Source organism: Homoserinimonas sp. OAct 916, from assembly GCF_003260275.1.
Lineage (GTDB): Bacteria > Actinomycetota > Actinomycetes > Actinomycetales > Microbacteriaceae > OACT-916.
Genome location: NZ_QJHB01000012.1, coordinates 19,564 through 36,181, shown reverse-complemented (window position 1 = coordinate 36,181; position 16,618 = coordinate 19,564). Strand labels below are relative to the sequence as shown.

The following is a 16,618-nucleotide window of genomic DNA, read 5'->3' as shown; positions in this document are numbered from 1 at the left end:
ATTATCGGTAGAGTTCGCTGCGCGAGTAGGTGAAACTTCCTAAGTCAGGCAGACATTGCGGCCGGCATTTTCTCGATTGCCTGGAACTCGATCGGGTTGACCTAATAAGGGCCCGAGTTTCATGACCCTATTTTGTTGGCTATTTCTACTTGGAAGTAATTAGTTCGCCGTCTCGCCTTTGTCTCGAGCACGTAACTGAGCTTAATCGGCGGTCATTGACACTTCGGCCATTTGGGTACGCTCGTCACCGTGCGGCTGTGCAGATAAAGCAAGGTCGTATTTGCGAAGGGGACGTACGATGGCGGATTCAAGCATTTCGAGTGCAAGTGAGGCGCTGCTTCGGCCGGAGCGATGGGTCTCGAGAGACGAGACGCTCAGTCGAATGGTGCTACCCAGAGCCTCCGGAATCTACGCCTGGTATTTCGACGAAGTCTCACCAGGAGTTCCGACGACCGGGGTACACCGCGTCGGAGACAGAGTGCTGCTTTACGCCGGCATCTCACCGAAAGAGCCACGACGAAGTGACGGCAAGTAGAGTAGCGGGACGCTCCGAACGCGCATCCGCAGCCATTACCGGGGGAACGCCTCGCAGTCCACCTTGCGTCTCACTCTCGGCTCGCTCTTAAATGAAGTGTTGGATATTGGGCTTGAGCAGAGCAATTCGGGGCGGCTCACATTCAGCGTGGGCGAGAACGCGCTGTCGGAATGGATGGCCGGGCATTCGCGAGTCTGCTGGACGCAGCATCCGGCGCCATGGCTTGTCGAACGTGCGCTCATCGCCTCAGTGCCGCTCCCGCTCAATCTCGACCAGAACAAGGGCAGTGATTTCCACGCCAAACTGACCAAGGCGCGAGCAGAGCAGCGGGCTTGGGCCCTGTGAGCAGGGTGGGAATCTTGACGATGAAAGCTGGGTCACGACGAGGCGAATGGCGCGGGAGGAGTTTCGGCTTCATCAGGAAACAGATCGTTATGCCGAGCACATTCGGCCGGTCAGCGAGCTAGGCGATGCTATTCGAAACCGGGACGGCCTCGGGCGAATGCCGCATGTCGCGTCTCCTCATGTGACGTGGGCGCTGCAGTGCTCAGCGTGTTGCGAGCCCTGGCTAGAAGACGCCGGATGGGGCGGGGTCCGGGTTTCTGCATCGAAAATGACGACCCGACAGCAGCGCGTCAGGCTGAGCGATTCGAGAGCGTGGGCATCTGGATGCCGTGTAAGCGGAGGTGGCGTGCGTAATTGGGGCGCGGCCCGGGCGATTGCTGCGGATTTGCTGGCGGCTTAGCCCTAGGAAATTGGTGACCCCCAGGCAGGGGCTGCCCTTGAGCTGGTCGAATTGGGATGCTTCTTGATATGGAACCCGCAAGCAACCTTTTCCAACTCGCCGTCTCTGTTGGTCTGCCGTTAGGAATTGCGATCGTCGGGGCATTCACCACCTACGGCGTCGCACGCATGCAGATACGTTCCCGGGACTTTGAACGACGGGCGGAACGACGCGAACGTGAAAAAGAATTGTTGCGTAAGGAAGCGCGTGAAGCTTTTGTCGATCGGGCGACAGTGATCGAAGGTATAGCATCCGCGATCGCAGAGTACACGGATGTTGCGGCGAGGAATCCCGGGACGGAGAGTGACTTTATGATTCGGGCGCAGCTAGTCAAGCTGACGACTCGGGGCGACGCTGAACACCTCTCGCGATTATGCGTTGGATACCTCCAAGATTCACGCCAGTCGCTGCAACCGGAAACCACACTCGAGACACTCGATGACATCCAGCGAAGGCTCGAAGGCTGGCACCTCGGGCATCTTTCGCTGTCACAGGTGCTTGGCCATATCGAAGATGGGCATAAGGGAGTACGAGACTTCTTACAATTCCACGGAATCAATCCCGTCGCGCCGCACACCCAATCGACATAGGGCATCTCATGATAAATAGGGCCGTCCCGAAGTCGACTCATGCTTCGTGGTCTCGATCTGGTTAACGATTTCGACCGCACAGTGAAGCTCGTCAATGAGTTCTCGTCGAAGGGCTTGTTCTGGTGATTCTCCTGGCTCGATCCATCCTTCAAAGGCCACCTTCTGAAGACCTCACGTAAACGTCTGCACCACTTACCCCTTTTCGGGGTACTTCACCCGCCAGTGTTCATCCGGGCACTACTTACATCAGTAGGCTCGACGAGGGGGACTTCCCGAGCGGGGTTAGTCCGCCGCGGAACTGTTGCCGGGCTTTGGAATTCCAACGGAGGAGCGTATGCGTGGACGCATTTAAGGTTCATCGTGACCTCATCGAGGACTATCGCGCGTTCACAGAGGGATTCGTAGACGTTCACGATCCACGCATTCTCGACCACCTCAACAAGGCGAGCGCCGACGGGGCCCAATGGCCTGATCCGTGGCTTTCCCTAAACCCGTCGTTCGAATCGGGCGGATCGATTGAAGAGCTCGTCTCCGAAGGGATCCTGCACCCGACAGCTGAATTGATCTTTCGTCCGAAAGAGGATCCCGCCGATAGGGGCACTTCGGGTTTAGTGCTGCACAAGCACCAACGCCAAGCGATCGAGACTGCGCGTAGAGGCAAAAATTATGTGCTCACTACTGGCACCGGATCCGGAAAGTCGCTTGCCTACATCGTGCCGATCGTCGACCACGTACTTCGAAACGGCAGCGGTAAAGGGATTCAGGCGATCATCGTCTACCCGATGAATGCGCTCGCGAACAGCCAGGTCGAAGAACTCAACAAGTTCCTCGAGTTTGGCTTCGAAGGGAAACCGCCGGTCACTTTCAAGCGATACACCGGTCAGGAATCACAGGAGGAGCGCGCCGAGATCCTAAAAAATCCGCCCGATATCTTGCTCACGAACTACGTCATGCTCGAACTGGTGCTCACGCGTCCCAACGAGCGGATGTCCCTGATCAAGGCAGCCAAGGGCCTACGATTTCTCGTGCTCGACGAGCTCCACACGTATCGCGGGCGCCAGGGCGCTGACGTCAGCATGCTTGTGCGACGTGTACGCGAGGCATGCGATGCGACAGAGACGCTTCAATGCGTCGGCACTTCCGCAACGATGTCAAGCGGGGGGACCATCGCCCACCAGCGCCATGATGTCGCTCAAGTCGCGACTCGGATCTTCGGAAGTACCGTTGAACCCAGCTCCGTCATTACCGAGTCACTCATACGTGCAGGCGCCGAGGTGGTTGCGGACGCGGCATTCCTCGCGCCAATTCTGAATGAGCGTGGCCACACTGAGTCTGCGAAAGTCGTCCTTGACGCTACCCAACTAGCGAAAGATCCGCTTGCCTGCTGGATCGAGCAAGAGTTCGGCGTTTACCCCGAGGCCGAGTCGGGAGCGCTCGTTCGCAAGCCTCCGATGACGGTTAAAAACGCGAGTGTCACACTCGCCGAGGCCGCGGGAGTGCGCGCGGAAGTTGCTGCAAACGCCATCCGGGCAACGCTGCTTGCCGGCTCTCAAGCCAAGAACTCCATTGGCCGACCATTCTTCGCATTTAGACTTCACCAGTTTCTCTCGAAGGGTGGCTCGATCTTCACTACTGCGGAAAGTGAAGCGACCCGCGAGATCACGACGGCGTTCCAACTCGTTCTTCCCGGAAAACCAGAACGCAGGCTGTATCCGCTGGCCTTCTGTCGAGAATGTGGTCAGGACTATCTGATAGTCCATCGGCGGGCCACAGCTGAGCCTGCCCTCGCCACAGCACGGCACCAGCTACGAATTACAGAAAAGGGGGACGGATACCTTTTCCTTTCAGATTCTCTTCCCTGGCCGCAGAACCCTATCGCGGAGGGAAGGCTCCCCGGATCGTGGCTGTTGCAGGGGCCAACCGGAACGGTGGTCACCAAGACCCGTGCTGGCGACGTGCCGGCACGGGTAGGGATATCCCCGGACGGAATGGTCACACCATTAACGGGAGGAGAGCCAGCCGAGGGCGAGACGCTTGCCACCTGGATACCCGGAACCTTCCGCTTCTGCTTGCGCTGCGGCGTTTCATACGAAGCGGTCCGCACTTCTGAGTACACCAAGCTCGCTACCCTCGACCGCGAAGGTCGTAGTAGCGCGATGACAGTGCTCGCGACTTCGATCATCACGTCGCTCAAGGATCTGCCCGATGATGAGCTCGACTCGCGCGCTCGTAAGCTCCTTACTTTCGTTGACAATCGACAGGATGCCTCGCTTCAGGCAGGACATTTGAATGACTTCGTTCAGGTGGTACAACTGCGCGGTGCCCAGTACCGCGCGCTGCAGCAAGCCCCCGACGGACTCGATCTCCTTGACATTGGTGCCGAGTTGTTTGTGGCTCTCGAGCTCGACCCCCAAGACTTCCTCGCTGCACCGGAGGGGCTCAATAAGCGAGCGTCGCTGCGGGCAATGCGCAACGTGCTTGAGTTGCGGGCCCTCGCCGACCTGCAGCGCGGCTGGCGGGTAACACTCCCAAACCTTGAGCAGACAGGCCTACTCGTCATCGAGTACCCAGAGCTCGAGATGCTCGCCACCATGGATGAGCGCTGGGCCGACGCCCATCCGCTTCTAGATCAAGCTGGTCCCGAGCAACGTCTCGAAATCGCCAAGGTCATGCTCGATGAGTTCCGGCGCGTTCTCGCTATCGACGCGGAGGCGCTAAGCCCGGATAATTTCGACCGGCTGAAACGGGAGAGCCGCGAGCATCTCTCAGGGCTGTGGGCGATCGGTGAAATGGAACCAGCACCAGTCGTCGGGTTCGCCATTCCAGAAGCAGGGGCGAAGGGTGGTGCGCGCTCCATCCTGACGCTCACCGGTCGCGGTGCGTATGGCAAATGGCTGCGTGACAAAGACCGCTTTGGCCAGATCATTAACGTGGATACGGCGAACGACGTCATTGCCTCGCTCCTTGAGGTTCTTGAGCGAGCGGGGATCGTCACGAAGGTTGCCGATCAAGGTACCGTCGGTTACCGATTGAAGTCGTCGGCAATGCTGCTCCGTCACGGCGATGGGATGACTGGGGCACCTGATCCGGTGCGCCGCCGGTTCGAGTCAGAGCGTCGCCCACGCGTGATCGAGTACTTTCGAGATCTTTACCGTGATACGAGTGCAGAGCTCACCGGCATCACCGCCGCTGAACACACCGCTCAGGTGCCCGCGGATGTTCGCATGGAGCGTGAAGACGCTTTCCGCTCGGGGGCACTTCCGTTGCTGTTCTGTTCTCCGACGATGGAGCTCGGGGTCGACATCGCGGCGTTGAACGCTGTAGCCATGCGGAATGTGCCTCCAACGCCAGCGAATTATGCCCAGCGCAGTGGACGGGCAGGCCGCTCCGGTCAACCCGCGATTGTCGTCACGTATTGCTCCTCCGGCAACGCTCATGACTCCTACTATTTTGAGCGCTCCCACCTCATGGTGGCTGGCCAGGTGCACCCTCCTCGACTCGACCTGGCCAACGAGGACCTGGTTCGCTCGCACGTGCACGCCATCTGGGTCGCCGAGGTGCTAGCCCCAACGCACACGGGGCTTGGCAGCTCGATGCGCGACGTGCTCTCGCTTGCCGAGCCCGAGGCACGCTATCCGCTCGCTCCGTCATTGCTATCAAAGCTCGAAAGCCCAGAGCCTGCGCGGCGAGCGGCGATCGCCGCTAGAGAAGTGCTGGCACCGCTAGAGCCAGAGTTGTCCGCATCGACGTGGTGGTCTGAGAATTGGATCGATGACGTGATCGCGGGCGCCGTGTCATCGTTCGATGCCGCTTGTGACCGATGGCGCAACCTCTACTCCACCGCTCGTCGTGAGCAAGACGCAGCGTTCAAACAGACCACCAATGTTGCCGCAGGTCGCAAAGACCGTGAGGAAGCAGAGCGCCGGCAGCGCGAGGCCCGTCAACGAATCGACCTTCTCCTCAACGATGCGTCAGACTCGGGCTACAGCCAGTCCGACTTCTATACGTACCGGTACCTGGCGTCAGAGGGCTTCTTGCCAGGTTATTCGTTCCCTCGGCTCCCGCTCGCCGCCTTCATCCCGGGCTGGGGCAACAAGGCGAGCAGCTGGTTGCAACGCCCGCGCTTTCTGGCGATCACCGAATTTGGGCCCGGCTCACTCATCTACCACGAGGGCGCGCGCTACCAGGTGACCCGCATCAGCCTCCCGCGCCAGGAAGGCGGGGAGGGTGCCGGTGAGGTCACGTTGACAGAGGCCAAAGTGTGTGAGGCGTGCGGGACTCATCACCTGGATGCGCAGGCTTTCGACGTTTGCGAGTCGTGCGGCACAACTTTGCCGACGGCGTGGAAGCAGCTTCTTCAGCTCCAGACGGTAATCACCCGTCGGCGTGAGCGAATTTCAGCCGACGAAGAGGAGCGCAACCGCGTCGGTTATGAAGTTCGTACGACCTATAGATTCGTGCCAAAGGCTGGACACCCGGGGAAATTGACAGCATCCGCAGTGACACCCGAGGGTGACTCGATCCTCGAACTCTCCTACGGTGACTCGGCCGAGATTCGAGTAACGAACCTCGGTCGTCGAACACGTAAGGAAGTTGATCGTCACGGCTTCTGGCTCGACTTGGTGAAGGGCCGTTGGCTGAGCGAAAAAGATGCCAGAGACAGCGATGAAGACACCGACGAGTTCGATATGCCCCTACCCAAGGACGTCAAGACCAAGGCAATCGTCACTCCCTATGTTGAGGATCGTCGCAACATCGCAGTTGTGCGTTGGGATGAACCACTCACTGAAGAGCAGGCAGTAACACTCCAGTTTGCGCTTGAGCGTGGTATCGAAGCGCGGTTTCAGCTTGAAGATTCTGAACTGGTTAGTGAGCTGCTTCCGGATTCGGATGAGCGAGGCAGGCTGCTGCTAATTGAGGCTGCAGAGGGTGGTGCGGGGGTGCTTCGTCGATTGCAGGCAGAACCAGTTGCGCTCGCTGAGGCTGCCATGGAGGCGCTGCGTATCATCCACGTTGATCTCGACACCGGAGTAGATGACAAAGACTCTTGCGTCCGCGGTTGCTACCGATGCCTACTGTCGTACTCAAACCAAAACATGCATGAGAAGATCGACCGTCGAGAAGCAGTACCTTTCCTGCAGCAACTCGCTCGCGCTCAAACGATTGCCGCCTCTACCGGCGTTGAGGGACCATCCAAACTTATTGTGCCCAAAGCCACAAATGGGCTCGACGCGGGTGCTGGCGACAATCCCAGCTCTGCGACCGCTCGCGCATTTCTCGCTAGGCTCCAGGAGCTTGGCGCTCGCTTACCCTCACGGTACGGGAACGAGGTCGGTGGCTTCCAGGTGGACTTCGTTTATGACCAAATAGACAAAGCGGTGGTCATCGTCCATGACGGCGTTGTCAACGTCGATGCTTCGCCGCTTGTCTTTGATGGATGGAATGTGGTGACCGTGCCTGTTGATGCTGAGTTCGATGAAGTCATTGCGGCAAATGAAAGTGTCTTCGGAAAGGTGGCCCCATGACGTCGACCGAGTTCGCCGTTGGGTCCCTCGTGGCCGCGCGCGGCCGTGAGTGGGTCGTACTTCCAGGTTCTGAGCCCGACTTCGTTATCGCTCGGCCCCTCGGCGCTACAGACGCTGAAGTCGCCGGTCTCATCCCAGGCGTGGAGGAAGTAGTCGCGGCCACTTTCCCACCGCCATCGCCCCAGGACCGCGGCGACTATCGTAGCGGGCGAATGCTGCGTGACGCACTACGCATCGGATTCCGCTCGAGTGCTGGCCCGTTTCGTTCGCTTGCCGGCCTCAACGTCGACCCGCGCCCTTACCAACTCGTGCCGCTCTTGTTGGCGCTTCGTCAGGAGACTGTGCGCCTCCTCATCGCTGACGACGTTGGAATAGGCAAGACAATCGAGGCTGGGCTCATCGCCAGTGAACTTCTTGCACAGGGTACGGTGTCGCGACTGGCCGTACTCTGTCCACCGAGCCTGGCTGAACAGTGGCGGCTGGAGCTGGCTGAGAAGTTCGGCCTCGAAGCACAACTGGTGCTCCCGAGTACCATCACTGCTCTCGAGCGCGGGCTCCGTATGGACGAGTCAGTGTTCGAGCGCTATCCGATCACGATAGTTTCGCTTGACTTCATCAAAGCCGAAAAACGGCGACACGAGTTCCAGCGCACAGCGCCGGAGCTGATCATCGTTGACGAGGCCCACAGCGTCTCCGCTGACGATTCCGGCAAGGGCAACAGCGGGCGCACGCAGAGGTATCAACTCGTTCGATCACTTGCCGACGATGCTGATCGACACCTGATCCTGACAACGGCAACCCCGCACAGCGGCAATGAGGGAGCCTTCCGCAACTTGATTGGGCTCCTGGATAACCAGCTCAAGACAGTGGAGCTCGACACGGATCGGGGCCGTCGTCTACTGGCCGAGCACATGGTTCAACGCCGTCGTGCGGATATCCGGGCTTATCTAGGGCAGGATACGTTCTTCCCGAAAGACCGGGAGACAAGCGAGCTCAGCTATTCGTTGACTGACGACCACGCCAGTCTCTTTGATGACGTGCTTGCCTACGCTCGTGGCCAAGTGCAAGACGCCTCGGGTACAAGGCTCCAGCAACGCGTGCGCTGGTGGTCTGCGCTCGCGCTGCTCCGCGCTATGGCTTCTTCGCCAGCGGCCGCAGCCGCGACGCTCCGAACACGTGCCGCCACCACAGCGTCGGACGACGTGCAAGAAGTAGACGCGGTCGGGGCCGCTGAGGTGCTGGACCAGCTCGAGGATGAGAACGCCGACGCAGCGGACGTCGTTCCCGGAGCCGCGCACGAGCCCACCGAGTCGGCAACGTTGATGGCCTTCGCCACTCGGGCAGAAGAGCTCGCCGGTGACCGTGCCAACGACGCAAAGCTAACTCTTGTCGTGCAACAGGTGAAGGGATTGCTTCGAGACGGGTACAGTCCGATCGTTTTCTGCCGGTTCATCCAAACTGCACACTACGTGAAGGCGCATCTTGCGGACGAGCTCCGTCGTGTGGAGGTGGAGATCGTGACGGGTGAGCTGCCGTCAGAGGAGAGAGCTGCTCGGATCGCTGCACTTGCCGATCGCACCGTCGGCAGCCAGCGGGTGCTCGTTGCTACCGACTGCTTGTCCGAGGGTGTAAATCTGCAAGATGACTTCCAGGCGGTCGTTCATTACGACCTGGCCTGGAACCCGACGCGGCACGAGCAGCGCGAGGGCCGCGTCGACCGTTTTGGGCAACGCAGAGAGATTGTACGGGCACTTACCCTTTACGGCGGCGATAATGGGATCGACGGTATCGTGCTCGACGTTCTGATTCGAAAGCATGAACGCATCCGCCGCGACCTCGGCGTTAGTGTTCCCGTACCTCCGCAGAGCAACCAGGTTTTGGCGGCACTCGTGGAGGGTGCGCTTCTTCGAGGCCGCCGTGGTCAACAGCTCGAATTTGATCTGGGTCTCGATGACGGCGCGGTTGAGGCATTAGAAGTCGAGTGGGACAGCAGCGCTGCGCGCGAGAAGCTGAGTCGCACGCGATTTGCGCAGGCGTCCATCCACCCCGATGAGGTCATGGACGCAATGGCCGCTGCCCGACAGAGCCTGGGAGACCCTGGTGACGTGAGGGATTTCGTGCAGGATGCTTTCCTGGAGCTGGGCGGGCTGATCTCCAAGACTAAAGATGGATTCACTATCGATCTCTCGCAGACCCCTGTTGCTCTGCGTGATGCTTTGAGTAGCGCGACCGGTGTGATCTCCGAAGAGTACGTGAGAGACCTTCCCGCCCCGAAAGGCGCTGCGGTACTTCACCGTGTGGACCCCTCCGTGACCGCCCTGGCTAATTACGTTCTAAACAATGCTCTAGATTCGCACCTCCCAGACAAGGAGCGACCGGCCCGACGCGCAGGTGTGATCAAAACAGCGGATGTTTCGGAGACCACCGTCGCACTCCTCGTTCGATTCCGCACCCATCTCTCGCTGCCGGCTCGCTCGGGTGAACGCTCGAGTCTGGCTGAAGAAGCACGTATCGTGGCTTTCACCGGTCGGCCAGAGAACCCCAGATGGATGGATGATGAAGCGGTCGAGTTGCTTTTACAAGCCGTGCCTACTGGAAACACTCCCGCCGACGCGGCAGCAAACGTGCTGAGCTACGTGGTCAAGACGATTCCGCAGCTCACCGAGGCGCTCTCTGGCAAGGCGAGCGAGCTCGCCGCGAAGCTGCGCGACGACCACATCGCCGTCCGGCGTGCGGCGCGAGGTGAACGCGCGGGGGAACTCGCGGTGCGAGGACTCAGCGTGCGACCGCAATTGCCGCCCGATATCTTGGGCATCTACGTTTACCGACCGGGGGAGGGTTCGTGACTGGCGAACTGCAAGCCATCAAGCTCGTAGGTGGTGTTCTGCCTGCATCTTTGCTTGGCAGAATACAAAGCGGCGAGCTGAACGATCGGGATAGCATTTCGCCCCAGTCCTATTTCCTCGTTGGCAGCGAACAGCCGCGTGATGCAGCGTCGCGCGCATGGTCCTATCTTCGAGGTGCCTGGGCAGCATGGCGGGCGGCAAATGTCAAGGACGCCACGTCTTCCGGCACCGGATTGGCCCGCGATAAGTGGCTACTCGTGCTGCTCGGCGAGTTGGGGTTTGGGCGCCTTCCTGCTTCTGCCGAGGCGGAGCACATCGACGGAGTCGACTATCCCATTTCCCACCGATGGAATCACGTTCCGGTTCACTTGCTCGGTCCTCGTATCGACCTCGATAAACGCAACAAGGGCGTGGCTGGAGCTGCTCGTGCGCCACAGGCCATGTTGCAGGAATACCTCAACCGGGTTGACGAAAATCTGTGGGGCATTCTGAGTAACGGAATCCGGTTGCGACTCCTGCGAGACTCGACCGCGCTGGCCGGGTCGGCCTACGTCGAATTCGATCTCGAAGCGATATTCGACGGCGAGCTATACGCGGAGTTCCTCTTGCTCTGGCAGATTTGCCATGTGTCTCGGGTGGCGAAACGTAGCGGAGCCGACGCCGGCCCCGAAGACTGCTGGCTCGAGGCCTGGCGAGCGGAGGCGGTTGATGCCGGTGCTCGGGCCTTGGACCGTCTCCGTGAGGGTGTTGAAGCAGCAATTATAGAGCTCGGGTCCGGTTTCCTGGCGTCTAATGGTTGGCTCCGAGCGGCGCTCTTTGACGGCTCGCTAACTGAGCGTGACTATCACAAGGCGCTCCTGCGTTTGATCTACCGGCTGTTGTTCGCCTTCGTCGCAGAGGATCGAGGCGCGCTCTTGGCACCCGATGCCTCAGTCGAGGCCAAGGCAAGGTATGTCGAGTACTTCTCTACGTCGCGCCTGCGCAAGCTTTCCCGCCTGCGCAGCGGCGGTAAGCATCCCGATCTCTGGCGATCACAGCGAATGATACTTCTGGCTCTCGGTGGAGATGGACTGGCGCCGGTTGCGATTCCCGCTTTGGGTGGACTGTTCGACCCGGACCGGCGTGCGCCCATCATCGCGAGCGCGCCGCACAGAGACCTGCTTCTTGGTGCTGAACTAACAAACCTGCAACTACTCTCCGCGATCCGTCACCTCGCGTGGATCAAGGTCAAAAATGAGCGTCTTCAGCCCATCGACTATCGCCACTTAGGGGCAGAGGAACTCGGTAGTGTTTACGAGTCGCTTCTCGAGCTCGTGCCGAGCGTCGACGTCGAAGGTCGCGAGTTCACCCTCAAGCACCTCTCCGGTAACGAGCGGAAGACAACTGGCTCCTACTACACGCCACCCAGTTTGGTATCCGCCCTGCTTGACTCTGCACTCGATCCAGTCTTGGACGAGGCAATCGACTCCGGGGCGGATGCTGAGGCGAAGGAACGCAACCTACTTGCGCTAACTGTCTGCGACCCGGCTAGCGGCTCCGGGGGGTTCTTAGTGGCTGCGGCGCGGCGAATCGCGAGGCGCGTCGCTCAGGTGCGCTCGGGCGAAGATGAGCCGACGCCCGCAGCGGTGCAGTCGGCACTTCATGACGTCGTTGCCCGCTGCATTTATGGCGTCGACATGAATGATCTTGCCGCAGAACTCGCGAAGGTGTCACTCTGGTTAGAGGCGCTAGAACCGGGCAAGCCGCTCGGCTTCCTCGACGCGCGAATCCGCATCGGAAACAGTCTCTTTGGCGCAACCCCGGCACTGTTGAACGCAGGTGTCCCCGACGATGCCTTCAAGGAGATTGACGGAGACGACAAGAAAGTTGCGGCGTCCGTGCGCAAGCGCAATCGCATTGAGCAACAAGGACAGGGCCTCTTCGGGGGCTCGACCGACTCGGCGGCCGCGGCTGCATATGCGTCCGCGCGGCGCCAGCTCACCGCGCCGACCGACGATCTCGCACGCATCCGTGCCCGTGGCGCCAAATGGGAAGCACTGATGAATTCTCCCGAGAGGCGTGCCCTTCAGCTTCATGCGGATGCGTGGGCGGCTGCATTCGTCTGGCCGCTGAGCACGGGAGGAATAGAACCGCCCACGACCGGGGTCGTTAACAGTCTTTCTCAACCTGGCGGCGCGGAACTGTATCCCGACACGTCCGCGCAGATTGATCGACTCGCTCGCGACTCCCAGTTCTTCCACTGGCATCTCGAGTTCCCTGAAGTGTTTGACGATCCCTACGGAAACGATGCCGGCCCCGACGGGTGGTCGGGGGGCTTTTCCTGCATGCTCGGCAATCCGCCATGGGAACGTGTGAAGCTCCAGGAGCAGGAATTCTTCGCATCACGCGATGAAGAAATCGCAAAGGCTCCGAATGCGGCTGCGCGAAAGCGCCTCATCACCGCGCTCAAGAACGGGAGTGAGGTGGATCGTCGGCTTCACGTTGATTTCCTCATCGAGCGCCGGCGCTCGGAAGGGGTGAGTGCGTTCCTTAGAAGATCGGGCCGCTACCCCCTAAACGGTCGGGGCGACGTTAATACGTATGCGATCTTTGCGGAACTATTCCGGAGCCTCACGGCGCCAGGCGGACGATCAGGGGTCATTGTGCCGACCGGGATTGCAACGGACGCCACCACACAGTACTTCTTTAGGGATCTGGTCGAGACGGAGACGATCGCAGCGCTCTACGATTTCGAGAACTCGAATGCTTTGTTCGACGGCGTGCACCGCAGCTTTAAATTCTGTATCCTCTCGACGGCTGGAAGGAAGCTAGCAGTGAAGACTGCGTACTTTGCTTTCTTCCTCACCAGCCCATTGCAGGTGGAATCATCGCGATTCACTCTGACACCCTCTGAGATCATTCTCCTCAATCCGAACACTGGAACCGTTCCCATCTTCCGCACGCGTCGGGACGCGGAGATTACTCTGGACATCTATCGACGGATGCCCGTGTTGATCAACGAGAACGACCCGGCGAATGGTAATCCGTGGGGCCTCTCGTTCTTGCGCATGTTTGATATGTCTACCGATTCTCACCTCTTTTATACTGGCGAGGAACTCGAAGAAGACGGCTGGACTCCAAAGGGCAACACGTTTAGTCGTGAAAGGAAAGCAGCGGGGGAAGGAACAGAACGTATGCTGCCGCTCTACGAGGCCAAGATGCTCCACCAGTTTGACCATCGCTGGTCGACGTATGCGGGCGGGATGTTTCGGGATGCGTCAGTTGAAGAGAAGTCTGACCCGGAATTCGTCGTGTTGCCACGATATTGGGTTGAAGAGGCCGAAGTTGTCACCCGTGCTGGTGGACAAAGGGGCTGGCTTGCAGGTTGGCGTAATATCGCTCGAGCCACTGATGTTCGGACGACTGTCGCAAGCGCATTCCCCTTCGCCGGCGTTGGCCATTCAGAACCGACAATGCTCGGCCTGAGCGATCCCTCCTTGGTGGCGATCCTGAACTCTTTCGCTTCCGACTACGTGGCGCGCCAGAAGGTAGGGGGCGTCAATTTCACGTACCATCTCTTCCAACAGCTGGCTATCCCGACGCCGAGTAGAGTTCAGTCCCCCCTGCTAGGAGTTGATTCGTTCCACGACTTTAGCGCGCCGCGCATCGGTGAGCTTTCATATGTAAGTTGGGATTCTTTCGAACTAGGCGGCCCCGGCCGAATCGATGACGCTCCCTTTCGATGGGACAATCATCGGCGGTCGGTGATCCGTGCCGAGCTCGATGCGGCCACTTTTCTATTGTTCGGTGTGGGACGCGACGATGCGGACTACATCATGGACACTTTCCCGATTGTTGAACGACACGACATCTCCGATTTCGGCGAGTACCGAACCAAACGTCTAATCCTTGAAAACTACGACGCGATGAAGGTGTGCATCGATCGCGGCACAAACTTCGTTTCGACACTTGACCCCGCGCCCGGGTTTGGTCCGCGGCATCCGGAAAGGAACGCTACATGACTGAGTTGACTATGCGTGGAATCGGGCCATCCGCAACCGTCGAGGACGCCGCCTGGTTTCTTCTACAGCCATCACTCACCGTGGGTGATTCTCCGATCCTCGGTCGACCAACCTGGACGGTAGAGAACGCGAGACTACTTCCCGCACTCGTTACCGGTGAAAACGCCGACATGGGCGATCGCGGATTCCTCGACAAGCTCAAAGATCAGCTGCAAGGGCAAAGCGATGACCTAATCGCCTTCACTGCAGAGCTACTGTATGTGCACGCACTGCCGCTTGTGAATATCAGGGCGGAGACGAAGATCGATCGCGTCGAGCGGGTGCTGTCGTGGTCGCCTAGCGGCCGCCGTCTCCCCGATGCTATGCGGAGTGGTCTGGAGCTTGGCGGGGTGTTTAGCGGCGGCACGGGCTTCAATATGCTCATCTGGCAGCAGATGCTGTGGCTCTGCCGATTTGTAGAGACGTGGCAGACAGCCGACGAAGGCACGCGTGAAGCGGCTCTCGCGGATCCGTGGGCCTTCGGAGCGCTCGCTGCCTCAACGCCGGAAGACCAGCCTGCCATTCGCGCCTCGCTGTGCTACATGGTGTGGCCGGGATACTTCGAAGCGGTCGTCAACCTGCGCGATCGTAAACGCATCCGCGACACGTTTGCCCATGAGATCAGTGGCGCGACCGGTTCGACAGAAGAAGCTGTCGATCGAGATCTGCTCGCTATCCGCGAACGTATCGACGCTAAAACGGGTGATCGTATCGACTGGTACGACGAACCGTTCAGGAAAGAGTGGTCGCCGAGATCCTCACGGTCAACGGCCGGGACGCGTGCATGGCTGGTGCGATCGAAGCAAGGGGGTGCAGCGCTAACGCAGGCGTGGTTGGAGGAGGGGTTCATCTCACTGCCGGCGAGCAACCTCAACCTTGACATCGATTCGGCGACAGCAGAAGACGTGCGACAGTCCGTTGAGTCAGGCTATGCACACCTCACCTACGCTCAGCGGCTCACAATGATCCGCGAATACACCGATTTTGTCCTGCGCATGCACGTCGACGACGTTGTCGTCGGCATGCTCGATGACTCGCTCATCGTGGGAACCATAATTGATTCCCCTGAGCTCGTAGAAAAAGGGAACTCGCGCCTGAGGCGCGGGGTCGCGTGGTCTTCATCTCGACTTTCGCGTGGCGAACTTCCGGAGCCTCTTCCCGGGCTCCTTGACGGGCAAGGCGTCGTCGTTGACTTCACGAGCGCACTTGGCGTTCTCGAAAAGTTCCTGGTCGATGCGATCGAGCCCGACACGAGCGATGAGGATGACCTGGTCGCCATTCCGCCGGCCGTAGCCTCGGTTCCAGACTTGCCTCCAGCGACAGACACGCTTGCCGCGTCGTTGTACATACCGCGGGACGATTTGCAGGAGATCCTCGACCTTCTACAGCGGCGGCAGCAGGCAGTTTTTTACGGGCCTCCTGGCACCGGCAAGACGTTCATCGCGCAAGCCCTTGGACGCCACATGGTTGGAACAGACACAAGTCGAGTTCGCATCGTGCAGTTTCATCCGTCGTACGCCTATGAAGACTTCTTCGAGGGCTTGCGCCCTGAGGCAACCGACACGGGCGTGACATTCGGTCTGCGTCCGGGGCCGCTGCGAGTAATTGCAGATGAGGCAGCCCTCGCGGAGAATGCGGCATACCCATACGTGCTGATCATTGATGAAATGAACCGTGGCAATCTCGCGAAGGTGTTCGGCGAACTTTACTACCTCCTCGAATATCGAAATGACGGCATCCGCCTCCAGTACAGCGGAAACGAGGAGGAATTCCGGCTGCCAAAGAACCTCTTCATCATCGGAACGATGAACACAGTCGATCGCTCAATCTCCCTGGTCGATGCGGCGATTCGCCGACGTTTTCCGTTCGTAGAGCTTCACCCGAGTGTCGAGCCGATACGGAGCGTTCTGGATAAGTACCTCTCTGCTCAGCATCAAGATCCGCTTCGAGCGCGCCTTCTCGAAACGCTCAACGCACGTATCGATGAGCGCGACCTTCAGATCGGCCCGTCGTACCTTATGAAAAGTGAAGCAGCCACGCGCAGTGGACTCGACATGATCTGGAAGTACGACATATTGCCTCTTCTGGAGGATCACTACTATGGGCAGCGTTCGCCTGAGTCCATCCGCGAGTTTTTCGGACTCGACGCACTTCTGAGCGAGATAGGAACGGCCGAGAGTGGGATCGGTCCTGCTGACGTGAGCGCCCCAGGTCACATTGTCGCGGACTTAGCCGGCCTCGCTGTCACAGACGCATCAGAAAGTGCTGAGGTCTAGTGGCGCCACTCCTTCGCATCAC

At 59.5% G+C, this 16,618-nt stretch carries 7 protein-coding genes and 1 pseudogene; 7 read left to right on the top strand and 1 reads right to left on the bottom strand.

Going from position 1 to position 16,618, the window contains the following annotated elements:
- Positions 1-382: 382 nt before the first annotated feature.
- The 3 genes and pseudogenes from DL891_RS17160 to DL891_RS14225 all read left to right on the top strand — a co-directional run bounded on the left by DL891_RS17160 (position 383) and on the right by DL891_RS14225 (position 1,909).
- Complete coding sequence (locus tag DL891_RS17160; RefSeq protein ID WP_157962528.1) at positions 383-535, top strand: hypothetical protein; 153 nt, start codon at positions 383-385, stop codon at positions 533-535.
- A 21-nt stretch (positions 536-556) separates the two neighbouring features.
- Positions 557-880: pseudogene (locus DL891_RS14230) on the top strand (GIY-YIG nuclease family protein); the annotation flags it as partial.
- 468 nt (positions 881-1,348) lie between these two features.
- Positions 1,349-1,909 (top strand): hypothetical protein, encoded by a 561-nt coding sequence (locus tag DL891_RS14225; RefSeq protein WP_198668923.1) that lies wholly within the window; start codon positions 1,349-1,351, stop codon positions 1,907-1,909.
- A gap of 6 nt (positions 1,910-1,915) precedes the next feature.
- On the opposite strand, the gene DL891_RS17810 is transcribed toward DL891_RS14225, so the two are convergent.
- Positions 1,916-2,068, bottom strand: coding sequence for an NUDIX domain-containing protein (locus DL891_RS17810; RefSeq protein ID WP_157962527.1), 153 nt, complete (start codon positions 2,066-2,068; stop codon positions 1,916-1,918).
- Between the two features lie 152 nt (positions 2,069-2,220).
- On the opposite strand from DL891_RS17810, the gene DL891_RS14220 reads away from it, so the two are divergent.
- Genes DL891_RS14220 through DL891_RS14205 form a run of 4 tightly spaced genes read left to right on the top strand, consistent with a single transcriptional unit; the run spans position 2,221 to position 16,596 of the window.
- Complete coding sequence (locus DL891_RS14220; RefSeq protein ID WP_232819194.1) at positions 2,221-7,434, top strand: DEAD/DEAH box helicase; 5,214 nt, start codon at positions 2,221-2,223, stop codon at positions 7,432-7,434.
- Positions 7,431-10,280 carry a helicase-related protein gene (locus DL891_RS14215; protein ID WP_111721117.1) on the top strand — a complete coding sequence of 950 codons (2,850 nt, stop codon included), beginning with the start codon at positions 7,431-7,433 and terminating at the stop codon, positions 10,278-10,280. Before DL891_RS14220 ends, DL891_RS14215 begins: the two co-directional genes overlap by 4 nt.
- Positions 10,277-14,281, top strand: coding sequence for an N-6 DNA methylase (locus DL891_RS14210; RefSeq protein WP_111721116.1), 4,005 nt, complete (start codon positions 10,277-10,279; stop codon positions 14,279-14,281). Before DL891_RS14215 ends, DL891_RS14210 begins: the two co-directional genes overlap by 4 nt.
- Positions 14,278-16,596: an McrB family protein gene (locus DL891_RS14205; RefSeq protein WP_111721115.1), complete on the top strand. Its 2,319-nt coding sequence runs from the start codon at positions 14,278-14,280 to the stop codon at positions 16,594-16,596. Before DL891_RS14210 ends, DL891_RS14205 begins: the two co-directional genes overlap by 4 nt.
- Positions 16,597-16,618: the final 22 nt, after the last annotated feature.

What these genes read in the sequence shown, in the direction of transcription:
- DL891_RS14205 (WP_111721115.1), top strand. Translation starts at nt 14,278, where the DNA reads ATGACTGAGTTGACTATGCGTGGAATCGGGCCATCCGCAACCGTCGAG.
- DL891_RS17160 (WP_157962528.1), top strand. Translation starts at nt 383, where the DNA reads ATGGTGCTACCCAGAGCCTCCGGAATCTACGCCTGGTATTTCGACGAA.
- DL891_RS14215 (WP_111721117.1), top strand. Translation starts at nt 7,431, where the DNA reads ATGACGTCGACCGAGTTCGCCGTTGGGTCCCTCGTGGCCGCGCGCGGC.
- DL891_RS14225 (WP_198668923.1), top strand. Translation starts at nt 1,349, where the DNA reads ATGGAACCCGCAAGCAACCTTTTCCAACTCGCCGTCTCTGTTGGTCTG.